The sequence below is a fragment of the Larkinella arboricola genome (assembly GCF_003259745.1).
In the GTDB taxonomy this organism is placed as follows: domain Bacteria; phylum Bacteroidota; class Bacteroidia; order Cytophagales; family Spirosomataceae; genus Larkinella; species Larkinella arboricola.
On sequence record NZ_QLMC01000002.1, the window covers coordinates 996,121 to 1,011,980 of the forward strand.

Annotated in this window: 11 protein-coding genes and 2 pseudogenes; 5 read left to right on the forward strand and 8 right to left on the reverse strand. The window is 53.4% G+C overall.

Annotated elements, in window-relative coordinates:
• Nucleotides 1-142: 142 nt before the first annotated feature.
• The 3 genes from trxB to LX87_RS11225 all read right to left on the reverse strand — a co-directional run bounded on the left by trxB (nucleotide 143) and on the right by LX87_RS11225 (nucleotide 3,909).
• Nucleotides 143-1,096, reverse strand: a complete 954-nt coding sequence (trxB, locus tag LX87_RS11215; RefSeq protein ID WP_111628278.1) for a thioredoxin-disulfide reductase — start codon at nucleotides 1,094-1,096, stop codon at nucleotides 143-145.
• 198 nt (nucleotides 1,097-1,294) lie between these two features.
• Nucleotides 1,295-3,322, reverse strand: coding sequence for an OmpA family protein (locus LX87_RS11220; protein ID WP_111628279.1), 2,028 nt, complete (start codon nucleotides 3,320-3,322; stop codon nucleotides 1,295-1,297).
• Entirely contained in the window at nucleotides 3,277-3,909 is a 633-nt protein-coding gene (locus LX87_RS11225; RefSeq protein WP_229310622.1) for a 7-carboxy-7-deazaguanine synthase QueE, read from the reverse strand. The genes LX87_RS11220 and LX87_RS11225 overlap by 46 nt, the downstream gene beginning before the upstream one ends.
• A gap of 63 nt (nucleotides 3,910-3,972) precedes the next feature.
• On the opposite strand from LX87_RS11225, the gene LX87_RS11230 reads away from it, so the two are divergent.
• Nucleotides 3,973-5,355, forward strand: coding sequence for a sulfatase-like hydrolase/transferase (locus LX87_RS11230; RefSeq protein ID WP_111628280.1), 1,383 nt, complete (start codon nucleotides 3,973-3,975; stop codon nucleotides 5,353-5,355).
• Nucleotides 5,356-5,422: 67 nt separating this feature from the next.
• Entirely contained in the window at nucleotides 5,423-6,118 is a 696-nt protein-coding gene (locus LX87_RS11235; RefSeq protein WP_111628281.1) for a head GIN domain-containing protein, read from the forward strand.
• Here LX87_RS11235 and LX87_RS11240 read toward each other — a convergent pair.
• From LX87_RS11240 to LX87_RS11255, 4 genes are all read right to left on the reverse strand, one after another.
• Nucleotides 6,115-7,116: an ABC transporter ATP-binding protein gene (locus LX87_RS11240; RefSeq protein WP_111628282.1), complete on the reverse strand. Its 1,002-nt coding sequence runs from the start codon at nucleotides 7,114-7,116 to the stop codon at nucleotides 6,115-6,117. The genes LX87_RS11235 and LX87_RS11240 overlap by 4 nt on opposite strands.
• Nucleotides 7,117-7,367: 251 nt before the next feature.
• Entirely contained in the window at nucleotides 7,368-8,471 is a 1,104-nt protein-coding gene (locus LX87_RS11245) for a TFIIB-type zinc ribbon-containing protein (protein WP_111628283.1), read from the reverse strand.
• A gap of 18 nt (nucleotides 8,472-8,489) precedes the next feature.
• On the reverse strand, nucleotides 8,490-9,476 hold the full coding sequence (locus LX87_RS11250) for an SPFH domain-containing protein (RefSeq protein WP_111628284.1): 987 nt from the start codon (nucleotides 9,474-9,476) through the stop codon (nucleotides 8,490-8,492).
• A gap of 237 nt (nucleotides 9,477-9,713) precedes the next feature.
• Nucleotides 9,714-10,442, reverse strand: a complete 729-nt coding sequence (locus tag LX87_RS11255; RefSeq protein ID WP_111628285.1) for a hypothetical protein — start codon at nucleotides 10,440-10,442, stop codon at nucleotides 9,714-9,716.
• A gap of 153 nt (nucleotides 10,443-10,595) precedes the next feature.
• Here LX87_RS11255 and LX87_RS11260 point away from each other — a divergent pair, with 153 nt between their 5' ends.
• Nucleotides 10,596-11,510, forward strand: coding sequence for an alpha/beta fold hydrolase (locus LX87_RS11260; protein WP_111628286.1), 915 nt, complete (start codon nucleotides 10,596-10,598; stop codon nucleotides 11,508-11,510).
• A 172-nt stretch (nucleotides 11,511-11,682) separates the two neighbouring features.
• A pseudogene (locus LX87_RS29360) lies at nucleotides 11,683-13,521 on the forward strand (leucine-rich repeat domain-containing protein); the annotation flags it as partial.
• Between the two features lie 137 nt (nucleotides 13,522-13,658).
• Here LX87_RS29360 and LX87_RS29100 read toward each other — a convergent pair.
• Nucleotides 13,659-13,973, reverse strand: coding sequence for a hypothetical protein (locus LX87_RS29100; RefSeq protein ID WP_229310623.1), 315 nt, complete (start codon nucleotides 13,971-13,973; stop codon nucleotides 13,659-13,661).
• Nucleotides 13,974-14,343: 370 nt separating this feature from the next.
• On the opposite strand from LX87_RS29100, the pseudogene LX87_RS29105 reads away from it, so the two are divergent.
• Nucleotides 14,344-15,813 (forward strand): annotated as a pseudogene (locus LX87_RS29105) (putative Ig domain-containing protein); the annotation flags it as partial.
• Nucleotides 15,814-15,860: the final 47 nt, after the last annotated feature.

A 15,860-nucleotide genomic window follows, 5' to 3' on the forward strand; every position in this document is an offset into this window, starting at 1 on the left:
TAAGGGTAAAGTTTGCCAAAAGGAGTTAAGAATTAAAAGTTAAAAATTAAAAGTAGGCTGACGCGTTCAATACGACGAGCGACTACTTTTAACTTTTAACTCTTAACTTTTAATTCTCTTTTGTGGTGGTTATAAATTTCTTTTACGCTTCCGCGTGCATTTCAACTTCTTTCATGGCCAGATACCGTTCGGCATCCAGGGCGGCCATACAACCCGTACCGGCGGCCGTAATCGCCTGGCGGTAAATATTATCCTGGGCATCACCACAGGCAAAAACGCCCGGTACATTGGTGCGGGTGCTGCCTTTTTCGGTGATGATGTATCCCGTTTCGTCCAGTTCAAGGTAATTTTTGAAAATAGCGGTATTGGGCTGGTGACCGATCGCGACGAAAAAGCCCGAAATATCCAGTACCCGTTCTTCACCCGTTACCGCATTTTTAACCAGCGCCCCCGTCACGCCGTCCTCACCGAGAACCTCCAGCGTTTCGGTGTTCCACAAAATCTCAATATTGGGTAGTGATTTTACCCGGTTTTGCATGAACTTCGACGCGCGCATTTCGCCCCGACGGACGATCATGTATACTTTCCGGCACAAATTTGCCAGATAACTGGCTTCTTCAGCCGCCGTATCCCCGGCTCCGACAATAGCCACATCCTTACCCCGGAAGAAAAAGCCGTCACACACGGCACAGGCCGAAACGCCCAGACCGTTCAGCCGCATTTCCGACGGCAGCCCCAGCCACTTGGCCGACGCACCGGTTGAAATAATAACGACGTTGGCACTGATTTCCTGCTGATCGTCGACCACGGCTTTGTGCATCGGGCCGGAAAAATCAACGGCGGTTACTACCCCGTAGCGAATATCGGCTCCAAACCGGCGGGCCTGCTGCTCGAGGTCCATCATGAGTTGGGGGCCGTTGACGCCCTCGGGATAACCCGGAAAATTATCGACTTCGTTGGTGATGGTAAGTTGGCCGCCCGGTTGCATTCCCTGGTATAAAACGGGTTTCATGCCCGCGCGGGAGGCATAAATGGCGGCAGTATATCCGGCCGGGCCGGAACCAATAATAAGGCAGTTGACGTGTTCGGTGGTCATTGGCTGACGAAGAATTGAGTGTTTTATCGGGTCGGCAATCACAGTAAAAGCGGGCCAGACACTGAAAAAACAAGCGCAAAGGTGCAAAAAATTCCCGGCGAAACCAAGTTAACGGTTATTGTACAATGAACCATGAATAATGAACATTTATCCGTCTTAAAGTCACTTTACGGATTCGTTTTCAGACTTAATGCCTACTTATACGGAAAGAATCCGCCATTCAATCCGTCGGTTCAGCTTCCGGTTGTCGTCGGTTGTATTGGGTGCCACCGGACGGGTTTCGCCGTAACCGGCTGATTTAATACGGGTTGGTACAATGCCCGCTTTGGTCAGGTAATCCACCACAGACTGCGCCCGTTTTTTCGACAGTTCCAGGTTATTGGCCGTTCCGCCCTGGTTGTCGGTATGCCCGGAAACCTCAATTTTTACGGTTTGATTCACTTCCAGAAATTTCACCAGCCGGTCCAGTTCCGTCCGCGACTTCTCTTCCAGATCATACCGTCCGGTTTCAAAGAAAATATTGTTCAGGGTTTCTTTGGCGGGCGCGCTACCATCCGCCGGTTTGATTGGCTCGAGCGGCACGCTCATTGTCAGCCCCTCCCCTTCGCGCTTTTGGGTAAAGTCAAACGACAGGCTTTTGAACAGATAGCCCGGCCCCACCACGTAGAGGGCATACTCTCCGCCCGTGGGCAGCACCGCCGTATACTGGCCCGTCTGCGGGTCAGACTGCACCCGGGTTACGAGTTGATTGGTCGTCAGGTCAATCAACTCGATGGTTGCCTGGAGCGGTTTTTTCGTGCGGGCATCGGCCACCAGCCCCTTCAGGTAGCTAACCGGCCGGACCTTCTGCCGCAGCGGTTCGGGCAAATCAAAGACGTAGAGTTTGGACCGTTGTTTACCGTCACCGGAGGATTGTTCCTGCGAATAATAAGCCCGCGCGCCGTTGGCCGACACAAACAGGGCCGCCTGATCGTCGGCGGTGTTGATGGGGTACCCCAGATTCTGCGGATTCGACCAGCCGGACGCCGTACTGTCGGCCACAAACAGATCGTAGCCCCCCATCCCCATGTGTCCTTCCGACGCAAAAAACAGGCTCAGGCCATTGGCGTGAATAAACGGCGAGGCTTCGTCGAACGGCGTGTTGATGCTTTTCAGGTTGTAAGGCGTTTTCCACTCGCCATCCTCGCCCAGTTCGCTGCACCAGATGTCGCGCCGGCCAACGCCCCCTTTCCGGTCGGAGACAAAATACAACCGCCGACCATCCGCCGACAGGGCGGGCTGCGACTCCCAGGAGCGGGTATTCACCGCCGGGCCGAGGTTCTGCGGTTCCGACCAGGTGTTACCGGTTTTGCGGCTGATATACAGATCACAACTCCCGTAACCCGTTCGCCCCTGACAGGCCGTAAACACCAGCGTCCGGCCATCGGCCGAAAGCGACGGCGTACCTTCGTTGTTGGGCGTGTTGATGTGGGCCGAAATGGATTCGGGAGGTCCCCAGGTTTCGCCTTTCTGGGTCGCCACCATCAGGTCTTCGTCGCCCTCCGGTTTCAGAACCGTGTAGACGAGGGTCTGTTCATCGGCGGTCAGCACCGGAAAATACTGCGAGGGAAACGCCTGGACCGTGGCCGACAACGGCTGGGGCTTCACGGCCAGCGGGTTGATCACCGCCTGAGCGCCAAAGCGAGCCGTTTGCAGCAGGCGGTCCACCCTTTTCCACTGCAACGAATTGGGCGGAAACAGCTTCTGATACTGCTGGATATACGGGATGGCCACCTGATAATTCCCTTTTTTGAGCTGATAGGCGCTGACAAACTGATAGGCCAGACCCGTACCGGGTTTGTCGGGCTGCTGCCGAATGGCCCGTAAATAGACCTGCAATGCCTGATCGGGCTGGCGCATAAATTCGTAGACCTGCCCCAGTTTCAGATACGCTTCGGTATAGCCGGTATCCCGTTCGACGGCCTGATGAAACAACTCCAGAGCCTCGGGCATTTGCCGTTGTGCGACGGCATCGACGGCTTTCTTATAAAGCTCAACGGCTTTTTTGTTCTGGGCAAAAGAGGAAAGGAAAAACGGAGGAAACGCTAAAAGAACCGAAAGAATAAAAAGGCACTTCCTTATGTTGCCTGCTCCCTTTTTCCTTTCCGAACGTCGCCGGGCCGGCGAACGTCGTCCCGGCCCTACGGAATATCCATGTACTTGTGTGTTTGCAACGAAACTTGCCATTGCGGATGCTGTTTTACATACTCAACGATAAGAGGCAGCATTTCATTTGAACGACTCCACTCGGGTTGTAAAAACAATTTGCAATGCGGTTGCAGCAGGGGTACAAAGGACTCCGCAAACGCAAAATCGCTTTTGTTGTAAATGATTACTTTCAACTCGTTGGCCTGTTCAAAAATGCCCGGGTGCGGCTGTTTGAATTTCTTGGGCGAAAAACAAATCCAGTCCCACACGCCACTCACGGGATAAACGCCCGATGTCTCGATATTTGTTTGAAAACCGGCTTTTTTTAAGGCCAGCGTCAACCCCGTCAGGTCGTGCATCAGCGGTTCGCCCCCGGTAATAACCGCCATCCGGCCCGGATGTTGCAGGGCACCTTCGACAATCTCAACGATGGGGTATTTCGGATGGGCGTCGGCATCCCAGGACTCTTTCACGTCGCACCAGTGACACCCCACATCGCAGCCGCCGAGTCGGATAAAGTACGCGGCTCTGCCGGTATGCGCCCCTTCGCCTTGCAGCGTATAGAACGATTCCATGACCGGAAGCCGTTGTACGGTGTCAGTTTGTTGTTCCAGAACTTGATTCATGCCACAAAGTTACAGAATTTGCGGGCGATGCTTTACCTATTCTCCCGGCTTTCCGCAGCCTTTATGAAATACCGTCTATTTACCTCCCTGACCGTCCTGCTGCTGGCCGGCATCGGTGTTTCGTCCATTCCTCCTCAGCCCCCTGCGCCAAGCCCGAAACCCAACCTTGTTTTTATTCTCGCCGACGACCTCGGCTGGGGCGACCTCTCCTGCTACGGCGCAACCGATTTGAAAACGCCCCACATCGACAGCCTGATGCGGGCGGGACTGCGTTTCACGAGTTTCTACGCCAACAGTCCGGTTTGTTCGCCCAGCCGGGCGTCGCTGCTGTCGGGGCGCTGGCCCGAACGGATGGGGGTTCCGGGCGTCATCCGCGACGATTCCACCGATAGCTGGGGCTACCTGGCCCCCGGTCCACTCCTGCCCGATTATTTGCAAAAAGCCGGTTATCATACGGCTTTGGTCGGCAAATGGCATCTGGGTCTGGAATCGCCCAACACCCCCAACGAACGCGGTTTTCTGGAATTTGACGGTTTTCTGGGCGATATGATGGACGATTATTATACCAAACTCCGCAACAAACACAACTTCATGCGCCACAACCGGCAGGTGGTCAATCCACCCGGCCACGCGACGGATGTGTTTACCGACGGAGCCATTCGGTACGTTACTTCCCGTAAGGGCCGCGCCAAACCGTTCTTTTTGTACCTCGCCTACAACGCCCCCCACAACCCGTTGCAGCCCCCCGCCGACTGGCTCGAACGCGTCCAGCAACGCGAACCGGGCATTGACCCCACCCGGGCGAAGCTTGTGGCGCTGATCGAACACATGGACGCCAACGTCGGACGGCTGCTGTCGACGCTGAAAGCCAACGGCCAACTGAAAAACACCCTGATTGTATTCACGAGTGATAACGGCGGCTGGGGACCGGGCAAGGCCAACAACGGCCCCGTCCGGGCGTTCAAGGGAACGATGTATGAGGGCGGTATCCGCATTCCGGCGGGCGTTGCCTGGACGGGTCACATCCAGCCGGGCCGGACATCGGACGAGCGGTTGCAACTGATCGACTGGCTGCCGACGTTTCTGGAACTGACCGGCCAGAAAGCCACCGCCCCGCTCGACGGAAAGTCGATGCTACCACTGTTAACCGACAATGAGCCAGCCAGTTCGGCGCTAGAACCCATTCACCTGCGACCGCTCTTTTTCATCCGGCGGGAAGGAACCGATACGTACAAAGGGCTTACCACACAGGCCGTCCGGCTGGGCGACTGGAAGTTGCTGCAACCTAACCCATTCTCGCCTTACGAACTGTACAACCTCAAAGACGATCCAAGGGAAACGACCGATCTGGCCGGTCGGGAAAAAACGAAAGCCGCCCAGCTAACCCGTTTGCTGATGGACCACATCCGCCAGAGCGGTTCGGTGCCCTGGCAAAAAAGAAACTAATTCCGGTGCAACTTTCGGCCCCCATCCCGCATCTACATTAAGAAAAATACCAATTTGACACGTAGTCATGCAAACCAAACGATTGTATCTATCTCTATTGATTGCTTCGCTGGTAACGGGCTTTTCGGAAGCACAGTCGGTCACCAAACAATTCAGCATCAAGCCATTTGACCGCATTGATGTCGCCAACGCCATTGACGTGGAAGTACGAAAAGGCAGCTTTGACATTGTGGCCAATCTGTCGCCGGGCGAAACCGAATACCTGTCGGTGAAAAGTGAAAATGGCGTGCTGGTGGCCCGTTTTAATCGACCCGCCGGTGCCTGGCTTCCGGGCAAAAACCGCCGGTCGCCCCGGCTACTGATCACCATGCCAGCCTTGCGGGGCATCACGCTTTCCGGGGCGTCGGATGGCGATGTAAACGACGCCTTTGACAGCAACGAACTGGAAATCAACCTTTCCGGAGCGGCTGACCTATCCATGAAGGACATCACGGCCAACCGGATTCGCATCAAAGCTTCCGGAGCATCGGATACGAAACTGCGGGGCCGGGTGCAGCATCTGGACGTGGAAATCTCGGGCGCTTCCGACCTGTCGGCGTATGATTTGACGGCCGAAGAAGCAATCATCCGGGCATCCGGGGCCAGTGATGCATCAGTAACGGTAACGAGACGACTGGAAAAAAACACGCGCGGGGGAGCCGATGTTTCGCACCGGGGCAATCCACAAACCGTTATTTCCAACGAGAAAAAATCGGACGACTAAGCCGAACCGCGCATCCAATGAACAGACTCGGGCGACAGTTCCAGGCCGACCAATTGCCCGACCTTGATTTTTTCGGTGGACGACGCCAGGAACGTCAGGTTGACAAACCGGTTTATTTCGACCTCTACTTCCATGAAAGCGCCTTTAAAGAAAATGTTCCGGACCGTTCCGCCGAAACGCCCGCGGTCGGTCAGGCGGATCTGTTCGGGACGCACGCAGGCCAGCGCATTCGGTGGGTAGGCGTGAATGATCCCCATCAACGGCAGGTATTTGGCCCGAATCAGGTTAACCGGACCGGTCATCTGGGCCGTGTAGGCGTTGTAAGGCCGACGGTAGATTTCCATGGGTACGCCCATCTGCACCAGTTGGCCGTCCTGCAAAATGCCAATGCGGCTGGAGATGGAAAGGGCATCCGTTGCGTCGTGGGTCACGAACAGGCAGGCGGTTTTTTCGTTGCGCACCAGATCCAGCAACATGCCGCGAATCAACTCCCGGTTGGGCAGGTCGAGGTGGCTGAACGGTTCGTCGAGCAGCAACACGGCGGGTTTTTCGGCGATGGCGCGGGCGATGGCCGTCCGCTGTTTTTCGCCCCCGGACGCCTGCCGGGGTAGCCGGTGCTGAATCGCTTCCAGCCGGCACAGTTGAATCAGTTGTTCGACGCGATACGTCTGATACCGTTTTTCGTAGAACCGCAGGGCGTAGGCAATATTTTCGCGCAGGGAGACATTGGGCATCAGTTGGTATTCCTGATGCACCAGTTTGATGTGCGGATGGCCCGCTACCAACTGCTCCGCCGGACCTTTGACGCGCTCGTTGTTGAGCGTTACCGTGCCGCTGGTCAAATCGAGCAGCCCCGCCAGCAGATTCAGCAGGGTACTTTTTCCGGAACCGCTGGCCCCGATCAGTCCCACGACTTCACCCGGCTTTATACCCAACGAAACATCCCGAACGGCCGTGACGTCCCCAAAGGTTTTTACAAGATGAACTGACTCAAGCAATTGATGATGACCTTTTCCGTGCGTGTAATGAAGTGTTCAGCAAGCCGTTAACTCTATAAGAAGCCAAAACCGTCTTTTCCGAAGCTGTAAAATTACAGTAACGGGTCCATAAGACCCATACTTTTGAAAATAATAATTGCGCCGTCGTTTCAAATGATTTAAATGAAAAAATGCGCATGATTTTATATAAAGGATCTAAAAAGAAGGCGCTCCGGTCGGTCCGTCTGACACCTGCGCCTTCACCTTCTGCCTTACCGTTTTCCCAGCCAGTAGAAAAACAGTACCAGTAGAAGAAAAGCAACCACCAGCAGGGCAATTTTCCAGGCTGAGGTGGGCCGTTCGCCCGCAATCTGGCCGGTTTGCCCGTTGACCAGAAAGCGGTATTGTTTGCCGTTGTAGTGGTACATGCAAATCCAGAGCGGCAGCAGAATGTGCTTGAACGTCTGGTTGGTCAGGGTTGTCCCGACGTTGAGGTTGCGCTGCGTATCACCGCCCAACTGCGCGGCACAGGCGTCTACTTCGCGGTTTCGGATGGTCTCTTCGGCTTTGCGGGCACTTTCCTCCAGATCGATGCTGTAGACTTCGGCTTCCCAGCCCAGCAGAATCCGCGGGTCGTAATCGACCACCTCCTCCAAACCGAAGCGACTGGCTTCCTGCACCTGGCTTTCCTGCTGCGACAATTTTCGGGAGGCCATTTCGAGCATATCGTCGTAAAACGCCTGATGCGAACCGCTGCGGTATTCCCACCGAACCCGTTGTTGCTGCTGCGTCACGATTTTCCCGTTGGCATCACGCACCTGCACCGGAACGTAGTAATAAAATCCGGCTTCGCCCGCGTATTCGGAATACGCCTGAGCATCGAACGTCCAGAACGGGATGTAAATACCGTGCAGGTTGTCGAGCATGGCCCCGGCAGACAAATCCGACGGTGCCAGCCAGCTATTGCCCACCCAGCCCTTGAACCGTTGCAGCGCCTGTTCTTTCGAGATGCGGAACGGCAGCACCCCCGCCGGTTCGATCAGCCGGGTTTTCTGGGCGTCGGGGTTAACGTTTTTAGAACCGCAGAAAGCGCAGGTAATCGTCGGCGCGTCGTAGTTGACGGTGGTTTTGGCCCCGCAGTTCTGGCAGGTAAACAGGCGTTTTTCTTCCGTTGGGGCGTTGGGCAACTGCCGATCCTCCACCCGAAATGCGAGCGGATTTTCGTGCAGATTGGTTCTTGTAAACGGAATATCTTCGGTATTGCCGCAATAGTCGCAGCTTAGCTTCTGTTTTTCAGCCGAAAATTTCAGTTGGGCTCCGCAGGTTTTACACGGAGCCCGAACCAGGTCGGAAAGTTCGGAAGGAGACTGTTGCATGTTGAAAAAGATGCGCGATTACAGTCGGGCTAGCAGTTCTGCTTTCTTAGCGGCAAATTCTTCTTCCGTCAGAATCCCGGCGGCTTTCAGTTCGCCCAGTTGCTTGAGCAGGTTCATCACCTCGGCTTTATCTTCTTTGGGGGCCGCCTGCTGCGGAGCGTTAGCGGCATTGGTGTTCTGCATGAAATTACCCAAACCACCCAGCAACACCGCAGCGCCCCCGGCTCCCCCACTCTCGGCAGCATCTTCCAGGGCGATACCGGCCTGAAACTGCTGGAACCGGGCCATATCCCCCACCATGTTCATCTGCGTAGTTTTGTCAAGGAAGGCTTCAACTTCGGGCGGCAGGCTGGTGTTTTCAACGTAAAATTTAGTCAGTTCCAGACCGTATCCCGTAAAATCAGACTGGAGCAGCGGCAGCAGCTTATCACCAATTTCCTTGTAGTTCCGCGACAGATCGTATACCGAAATCCCGGCTTCACCGATGGTGTCCGTAAAGTTGGTCACGATGGCCGACCGCAGCTGGTCTTCCACGTCGCCAATCCGGACAATGGGTGTGGTTCCGGCAAATTCCTTGATAAACTTTCCGGCGTCGGTCACCCGCAGGGCGAACACGCCGAAGGCCCGCACGCGCACCTGCTTCAGTTCGGGGTCGCGCACGATGAACGGGTTCTGCGTGCCCCATTTGAGGTTGGTAAACTGTTTGGTCGAAACAAAGTAGATATCCACTTTGAACGGCGACTCAAACCCCATTTTCCACGACCGCAGCGTGGTCATAATCGGCATGTTCTGGGTGGTCAGTTCGTAGCGGCCGGGCTGGTATACGTCGGCAATGCGGCCTTCGTTGATGAATACCGCCACCTGCGATTCGCGCACGGTCAGTTGGGCGCCGTATTTGATGTTGTTGCCGTTGTCCGGAAATTTCCAGATGACCGTATCGTTGGACGTATCGACCCAGTCGATGACCTCGATGAATTCGTTGCGGATAAAGTCAAAAAGTCCCATAATGTCGGTTGGCGACGGTTTGCGGAACCGTTACCGTGAGGGTTTTGATGGTTAACGGCTTAATTCTACGGAAAAAAACCGAACCCGCCGACGTTCAATTTTATAAACGGCCCGGAAACCGACTTAAACGTCCTGATTCCCGGAGCGACGTACGGGGCTTAGTCCTGCCAGCCGTATTGATCCTTGTCCAGCAGCAACACGCTCATCAACAGGGTTTGCCGTATCTCCTGGGGCGTATCAGGACCATAGGTGATAACGGGTCCACTGAAATGTTTTCATGATTTCCCTGTGATTCTCTTCATTCAATGAATTGAGTTCATCCATTTTTTTGGTCACAAACTCATACGTTTCATCAGCGATGTAGGAAAGTTTCTTTTCAAGATACAGTGCGGTGGCCTTCGTGGGTTCGTCCATTCGACGTTTAAACGAAAAATAATCCGGCCACACACAGGATAGCTGGTGCTGTAACAAGGATATTTTCAAGGTCCTAGGCATCAACGTCCGACAGAACCGGAAGTGATCGACCAGCAACGCTTTCTTGGTTTCGGTTAAATACCGTCTGTATTCCGCTTTCAGGAAGTCGATTTTGGTGGCTTCGAAGAAAATGGGGTTGTTTATCCTTGGATTTTTAAAAAAGTCAGGCAGAATCTGGTCATAAATCTCTAATAACCGCTGGTGATACGCTATCTCCTTCTGCCTGGCTTTATCCTCTTCAACCCGGCTGATTTGGGCGTTTCGGATTACTTCTTTTTGTCTTTCTTCGTATTTTGCAAATTGCTCGCTCGTCAGAATAGCCTGAAAGGAGGCTCTTTCAAAGTCCCATTCCTCCCATTCCGAAAAGTAATGGGTATTCGATGGTAAATTTTTGTCCTGTTCAAATCTATAAATCCGTTCAGCCTGCTCCAGATTCACTTTAAGCCAGCTATACTGCTGTTGCACGTGTTTGATTAATTGCCGTTCGTTCATTCGTTATCAGGATTTAATTCCGTACGCTTCACAGCCGTCAAGAGGCTTTTTTCAGGGCTCATTTTACAAAATTTCGGGTAAATCAAGCTTATGAAATCCGGGCCATACAATCATGTTCATAAACTCGTGCCGTAAACCGCCCGTTAGAAGTTTATGCAATCACGCTATATCTCAACCAACCAGATCCGGCTGCACGTCGTAGAAGCGGGTCCCACCGACGGACCGCTGGTGATTTTACTGCACGGTTTTCCGGAGTTCTGGTACGGCTGGCGGCACCAGATCGACGCCCTGGCCGCAGCCGGTTTCCGGGTCTGGGCACCCGATCAGCGCGGCTACAACCTTAGCGACAAACCACAGGAAATCAAGGCATACACGCTGGATAAACTCGGCGCTGACATTCTGGGCCTTATGGATGCCGCAGGGGTGCAACGGGCCACGGTGGTCGGGCACGATTGGGGTGGCGGGGTAGCCTGGTGGCTGGCCATCAACCATCCCGAACGGCTTCATCGGGTGGTTTGTCTGAATATGCCGCATCTGTCGGTGATGCCCCAGGTGATGCGCAAAAACCCTCAGCAATTGCTCAGAAGCTGGTACATCGGTTTTTTCCAGCTACCGGTTCTGCCCGAATGGCTGGTCCGGCTCGGCAACTGGTGGGGCGCAACCCGGGCGCTCCGCGGAACCAGTCGACCTGGCACGTTTTCAGCTGCCGATCTGGTTCAATACCGGCAAGCCTGGGCGCAACCCGGCCCGACTGGCCAGCCCGCCATCCAGACCATGATCAACTGGTACCGGGCGTTGGTGCAGCAGGGGCCGCAACTGCCCGACAACCCGCGCGTTACGGTGCCGTTGCTGCTGATCTGGGGTACCCGCGATCAGGCATTAATCCGGGAACTGGCCCAGCCCAGCATTGAACTGTGCGACCGGGGTAAGCTGGTTTACATCGAAGAAGCCACCCACTGGGTGCAGCACGAAGCCCCCGACCGCGTTAACCGACTCATTATCAATTTTGCCGGACAAAAAGCGGAAGATTCTGACGAGTTGCGCAACGCCAGACCACAGAACAGCTAGGCAACCTGACAACCAGCGGGTTAAATCTCCTTTCCCAAACCGGCTTGTACCAATTAATAAATTATCAAAATTTAATAAGTAATAATACCTAATAATAAAGCAGAAGGCTGGTACTTTTGTGTAAACTTAAACTTTACCGTATAGATCCGACCGTTACTTGTTTCACCTGCTTATGCTCCATTTCTACGCCCGTTTTTCTTCCCGGCAGAACGCTGCCGTTCCCGTTTCTATTTGGCAAACATTACGAAAGCACCTCAACAGCAAACCGTTAACCACTCGACTGGCCTCCCTGCTGATTAGTTTTTGTCTGCTAACCCCGTTACTGTCCACGGCTTCCAACGCCGATCAGCACCCGGATTATGCCGCGCTGACGGACTTCTACAATTCTACCAACGGTTCCGGCTGGATTAATTCGGCGGGCTGGCTAAAGGACAACAACCCGTGCGGCTGGTACGGGGTTGGCTGCACGGATGGGCGCGTGACGGAGTTAAGTATGATGTACAATAACGTAACGGGTTCCTTGCCTAAGAGCGTCGGGAATCTGATCCACTTAAAAAAAATCGAACTTCGAAACAACGGTATTAGCGGAACGATTCCGGAAGAAATTGGAAAGCTGACTAAATTAGAAGGGCTTTTTCTGATCCACAATCAATTAAGTGGGTCAATTCCGAATAGCATAGGCAATTTAGTTAATCTAAAAATGCTGCTTCTGCGCGAGAATCAATTAACCGGTCCCATCCCCTCGAGTGTCTTGAATATGCAAAAGCTCGAAAGCCTTAATTTAGCCATCAATCAGTTAAGTGGCGAAATTCCAGGTAATATAGGTGATCTTTCCAGCCTGACTTCCCTCCATCTCGAACAAAATAAATTCACGGGTTCGATCCCCGAAAGTCTGGGTAAGCTAACTGGAATGAGTAACGTTACATTAGATAATAACGAGCTAAGTGGTAATATTCCTAGTAGCTTGGGCAATCTGACGAACCTCTTCCAACTCACGCTAAACAACAACAAATTGACGGGCTCCATTCCCAGCAGTCTAGGAGATTTAGAAGGACTTTATACTCTACATTTGAATAATAACCAACTGACTGGACCAATTCCCGATACATTTGGAGAGTTTCCTAAAATACTGTCCCTCTCATTACATAATAACGAATTAACTGGGTCCATTCCCGGAAGTTTGAGTAAGTTAACTACTTTATCAGAAATCCGATTAAATAACAACAAACTGACTGGTTCAATCCCAAGTGAACTGGGTGATATGACTCATCTGAATGCGCTTTTATTATACAATAATCAACTAACAGGTCCAATTCCGGCCAGTTTAGGAAAGCTTACGAACATTATAAGACTTTCGTTAAATAATAATCAGCTAGAAGGTACAATTCCAAGTTACCTTGGAGATCTTTCGAATCTAATGACGCTCGAACTTTATGGCAATAAATTGACGGGTACTATCCCACTCACCTTGGCTAATTTGAAGAATCTAAATAGTCTTATTTTAGGTGGTAATCAGTTAACGGGAACGATTCCTGATAATCTTGGCGAACTTACAAGTCTTTTCAACTTAAATTTGAGCTACAACAACTTAACCGGATCAATCCCTAATAGTATAGGAAAACTTGTCAACTTGTTAGGACTTGGTCTAAGTAACAACAAACTAACGGGATCAATCCCTAATGGTATCGGTAATTTAGTTAACCTACAGGCGCTTGTCCTAAACGAAAATGAATTATCAGGTAGCATTCCTAGCGAGATAGGAAATTTGGTTAAACTTGACCGCATTTATCTGGATAACAATAAACTAAGCGGCACGATTCCGGCAAGCTTAGGCAATTTACCCAACCTCAGACAAATCTACTTAAACTTCAATGAACTAGCTGGACCAATTCCGGATGCATTGGGCAATTTATCGAAGTTGGAATCTCTTCAATTATTTTACAACAAGCTGAGTGGAAAGATTCCATCTAGCTTAGGGAAGTTATCTTTATTAGAATACCTCCATTTACATGGAAATCAATTAAATGGACCTATTCCTTCCGACTTAGGACAACTGTCAAATCTGAAAGCTATCTGGTTATCCGACAACAATCTTAGCGGCTGCTTCCCCGAATCTCTACGCGCATTATGTGGCAAAAACGTCCAATTCTATAACAACCCCGGTCTGCCCGGCGGAGGCAATTTTGACGCATTCTGCCGAAACGAACCCGGCAGCAACTCTGTCCCATCCCCTTCCCTCACGCTGAAATCCGGCGTTACCCAACCTATTGCGCAAAATACGGCTTCGGTTTCCCTGACGGTTTCGGGTTGCGAAGGCGGTACCATCAACTGGTCGGCTACCAACAACACCAGCGGCAGCGGCAGCACCATTCCCGTTGCTACCACCACACCCGGTAACGTGGTGTACTCGGCCACCTGCACCTCGGGCGGCTGCACCAGCGCTCCGGCCAACTTTGCCGTCACCGTGGCAGCGTCTCCCGCAGCAGGCAATTACGACGGTCACCTCGACGGAGCCGACTGCGAAACCTTCCACGGCTGGGTCTGGGATCGTGATAAAGTCAATACGCCCATTGCCGTTGAAATTCTTGATGGCTCAACGGTTATCGCCACGGTCCTGGCCGATGCTTTTCGCCAGGATTTACTCAGTGCTGGCAAAGGCAACGGTCAACACGCTTTCTACTTTAGCATTCCGGCTTCGTTGAAAGATGGAAAAACCCACTCACTTTCGGCCCGTGTGGCTGGTGGCACTTTCCTGCTCAAAGGCGGGGCCAAAACCATCGTATGTCAGGGAGGCACCACGCCACCCACCAACCAGCCACCCGTAGCACCGACGATCAACGCTTTAACCGCCCAACAGGGTACGGCTTTCTCGACGGTATTGCCCGTTTTCACCGACCCCGAAGGCGGTCCGCTGACCTACAGCCTGAGCGGTTTGCCCAACGGTTTGAGCTTCAACATGGCCACCCGCCAGATCAGCGGTATGCCCACGCAGTCGGGCAACTTCGGGCTGATGTATGCGGCCACTGACAACCAGAATGCCACCACAAGCCTGAGCATCCTCCTAACGGTCAATGCCACTACCGGCACACCCGTAACGGGCAACTTTGATGGTCACCTCGACGGCGCAACTTGCGAAACCTTCCACGGCTGGGTCTGGGACCGCGACAAAGTCAACACGCCCATTCTTGTTGAAATCCTCGACGGCTCAACGGTTATCGCCACGGTCCTGGCCGATGCTTTTCGCCAGGATTTGCTCAGTGCTGGCAAAGGCAATGCTCAACACGCTTTCTACTTTAGCATTCCGGCTTCGTTGAAAGATGGAAAAACCCACTCGCTTTCGGCCCGTGTAGCCGGTGGCACTTTCCTGCTCAAAGGCGGGGCCAAAACCATCATGTGTCAGGGAGGCACCACGCCCCCCATCAACCAGCCGCCGGTAGCGCCGACGGTCAACGCTTTAACCGCCCAACAGGGTACGGCTTTCTCGACGGTATTGCCCGTTTTCACCGACCCCGAAGGCGGTCCGCTAACGTATAGCCTAAGCGGTTTGCCCAACGGTTTGAGTTTCAACACGGCCACCCGCCAGCTTAGTGGCACACCTATGCAATCGGGTAGCTTCGGGCTGACGTATGCGGCTACCGATAACCAGAACCAGACAACCCGACTGAGCGTCAGCCTGACGGTGAACGCCCCCGCCACCACGCCGGTAACGGGCGACTTCGACGGGTATCTGGACAAAGTCGAGTGCGGCACCATTCGCGGCTGGGCCTGGGATCGCAACAAACCCAATGCGCCGGTCCATATTGAGTTTTATACCGGTAATACGGTTTGGGGCAGTGCGGTGGCCAATATTTACCGCGATGATTTAAAGAACGCGGCCAAAGGCAACGGGGCTCATGCGTACAGTTTTGACGTACCTACGGTCCTGAAAGACAACCAGACCCGCCTGATCAGCGCCCGGATAGCCGGTTCGGGCTACGTGCTGAAATGGTCGGGGAAAGCCCTGACCTGTAGCCCCACCGCGGGCCGGTTATCAGCCGAGCGTGGTACGGAGCTGGCGGTGACGGTGCTGGGCAACCCCGTTCTGAAGGATGCGCTGGAAGTGGAAGTGAGGGGAGCCGCCGGTCAGTCAATGCACCTGCAACTCACCGACGCACAAGGCCGGGTGATCAGTGAGCGCCGGGTCGAACAACCCCACGTTATTGAACGCCAGACATTGCCCCTCGGCCATCAGCCCGCCGGTCTGCTGTTGCTAAAAACAACCAGCGGTTCCCGGTCCGTGATACTGAAAGTGGTAAAGCAGTAAGTTAACTATGCCTTTTATCCCTCAGTCTGGATTCGCGCCGGGCTGAG

Coding starts and splice junctions, on each gene's coding strand:
- trxB (WP_111628278.1), bottom strand. CDS start 1,096: ATGACCACCGAACACGTCAACTGCCTTATTATTGGTTCCGGCCCGGCC.
- LX87_RS11255 (WP_111628285.1), bottom strand. CDS start 10,442: ATGAACGAACGGCAATTAATCAAACACGTGCAACAGCAGTATAGCTGG.
- LX87_RS11245 (WP_111628283.1), bottom strand. CDS start 8,471: ATGCAACAGTCTCCTTCCGAACTTTCCGACCTGGTTCGGGCTCCGTGT.
- LX87_RS11230 (WP_111628280.1), top strand. CDS start 3,973: ATGAAATACCGTCTATTTACCTCCCTGACCGTCCTGCTGCTGGCCGGC.
- LX87_RS11225 (WP_229310622.1), bottom strand. CDS start 3,909: ATGAATCAAGTTCTGGAACAACAAACTGACACCGTACAACGGCTTCCG.
- LX87_RS11250 (WP_111628284.1), bottom strand. CDS start 9,476: ATGGGACTTTTTGACTTTATCCGCAACGAATTCATCGAGGTCATCGAC.
- LX87_RS11220 (WP_111628279.1), bottom strand. CDS start 3,322: ATGGCAAGTTTCGTTGCAAACACACAAGTACATGGATATTCCGTAGGG.
- LX87_RS11235 (WP_111628281.1), top strand. CDS start 5,423: ATGCAAACCAAACGATTGTATCTATCTCTATTGATTGCTTCGCTGGTA.
- LX87_RS11260 (WP_111628286.1), top strand. CDS start 10,596: ATGCAATCACGCTATATCTCAACCAACCAGATCCGGCTGCACGTCGTA.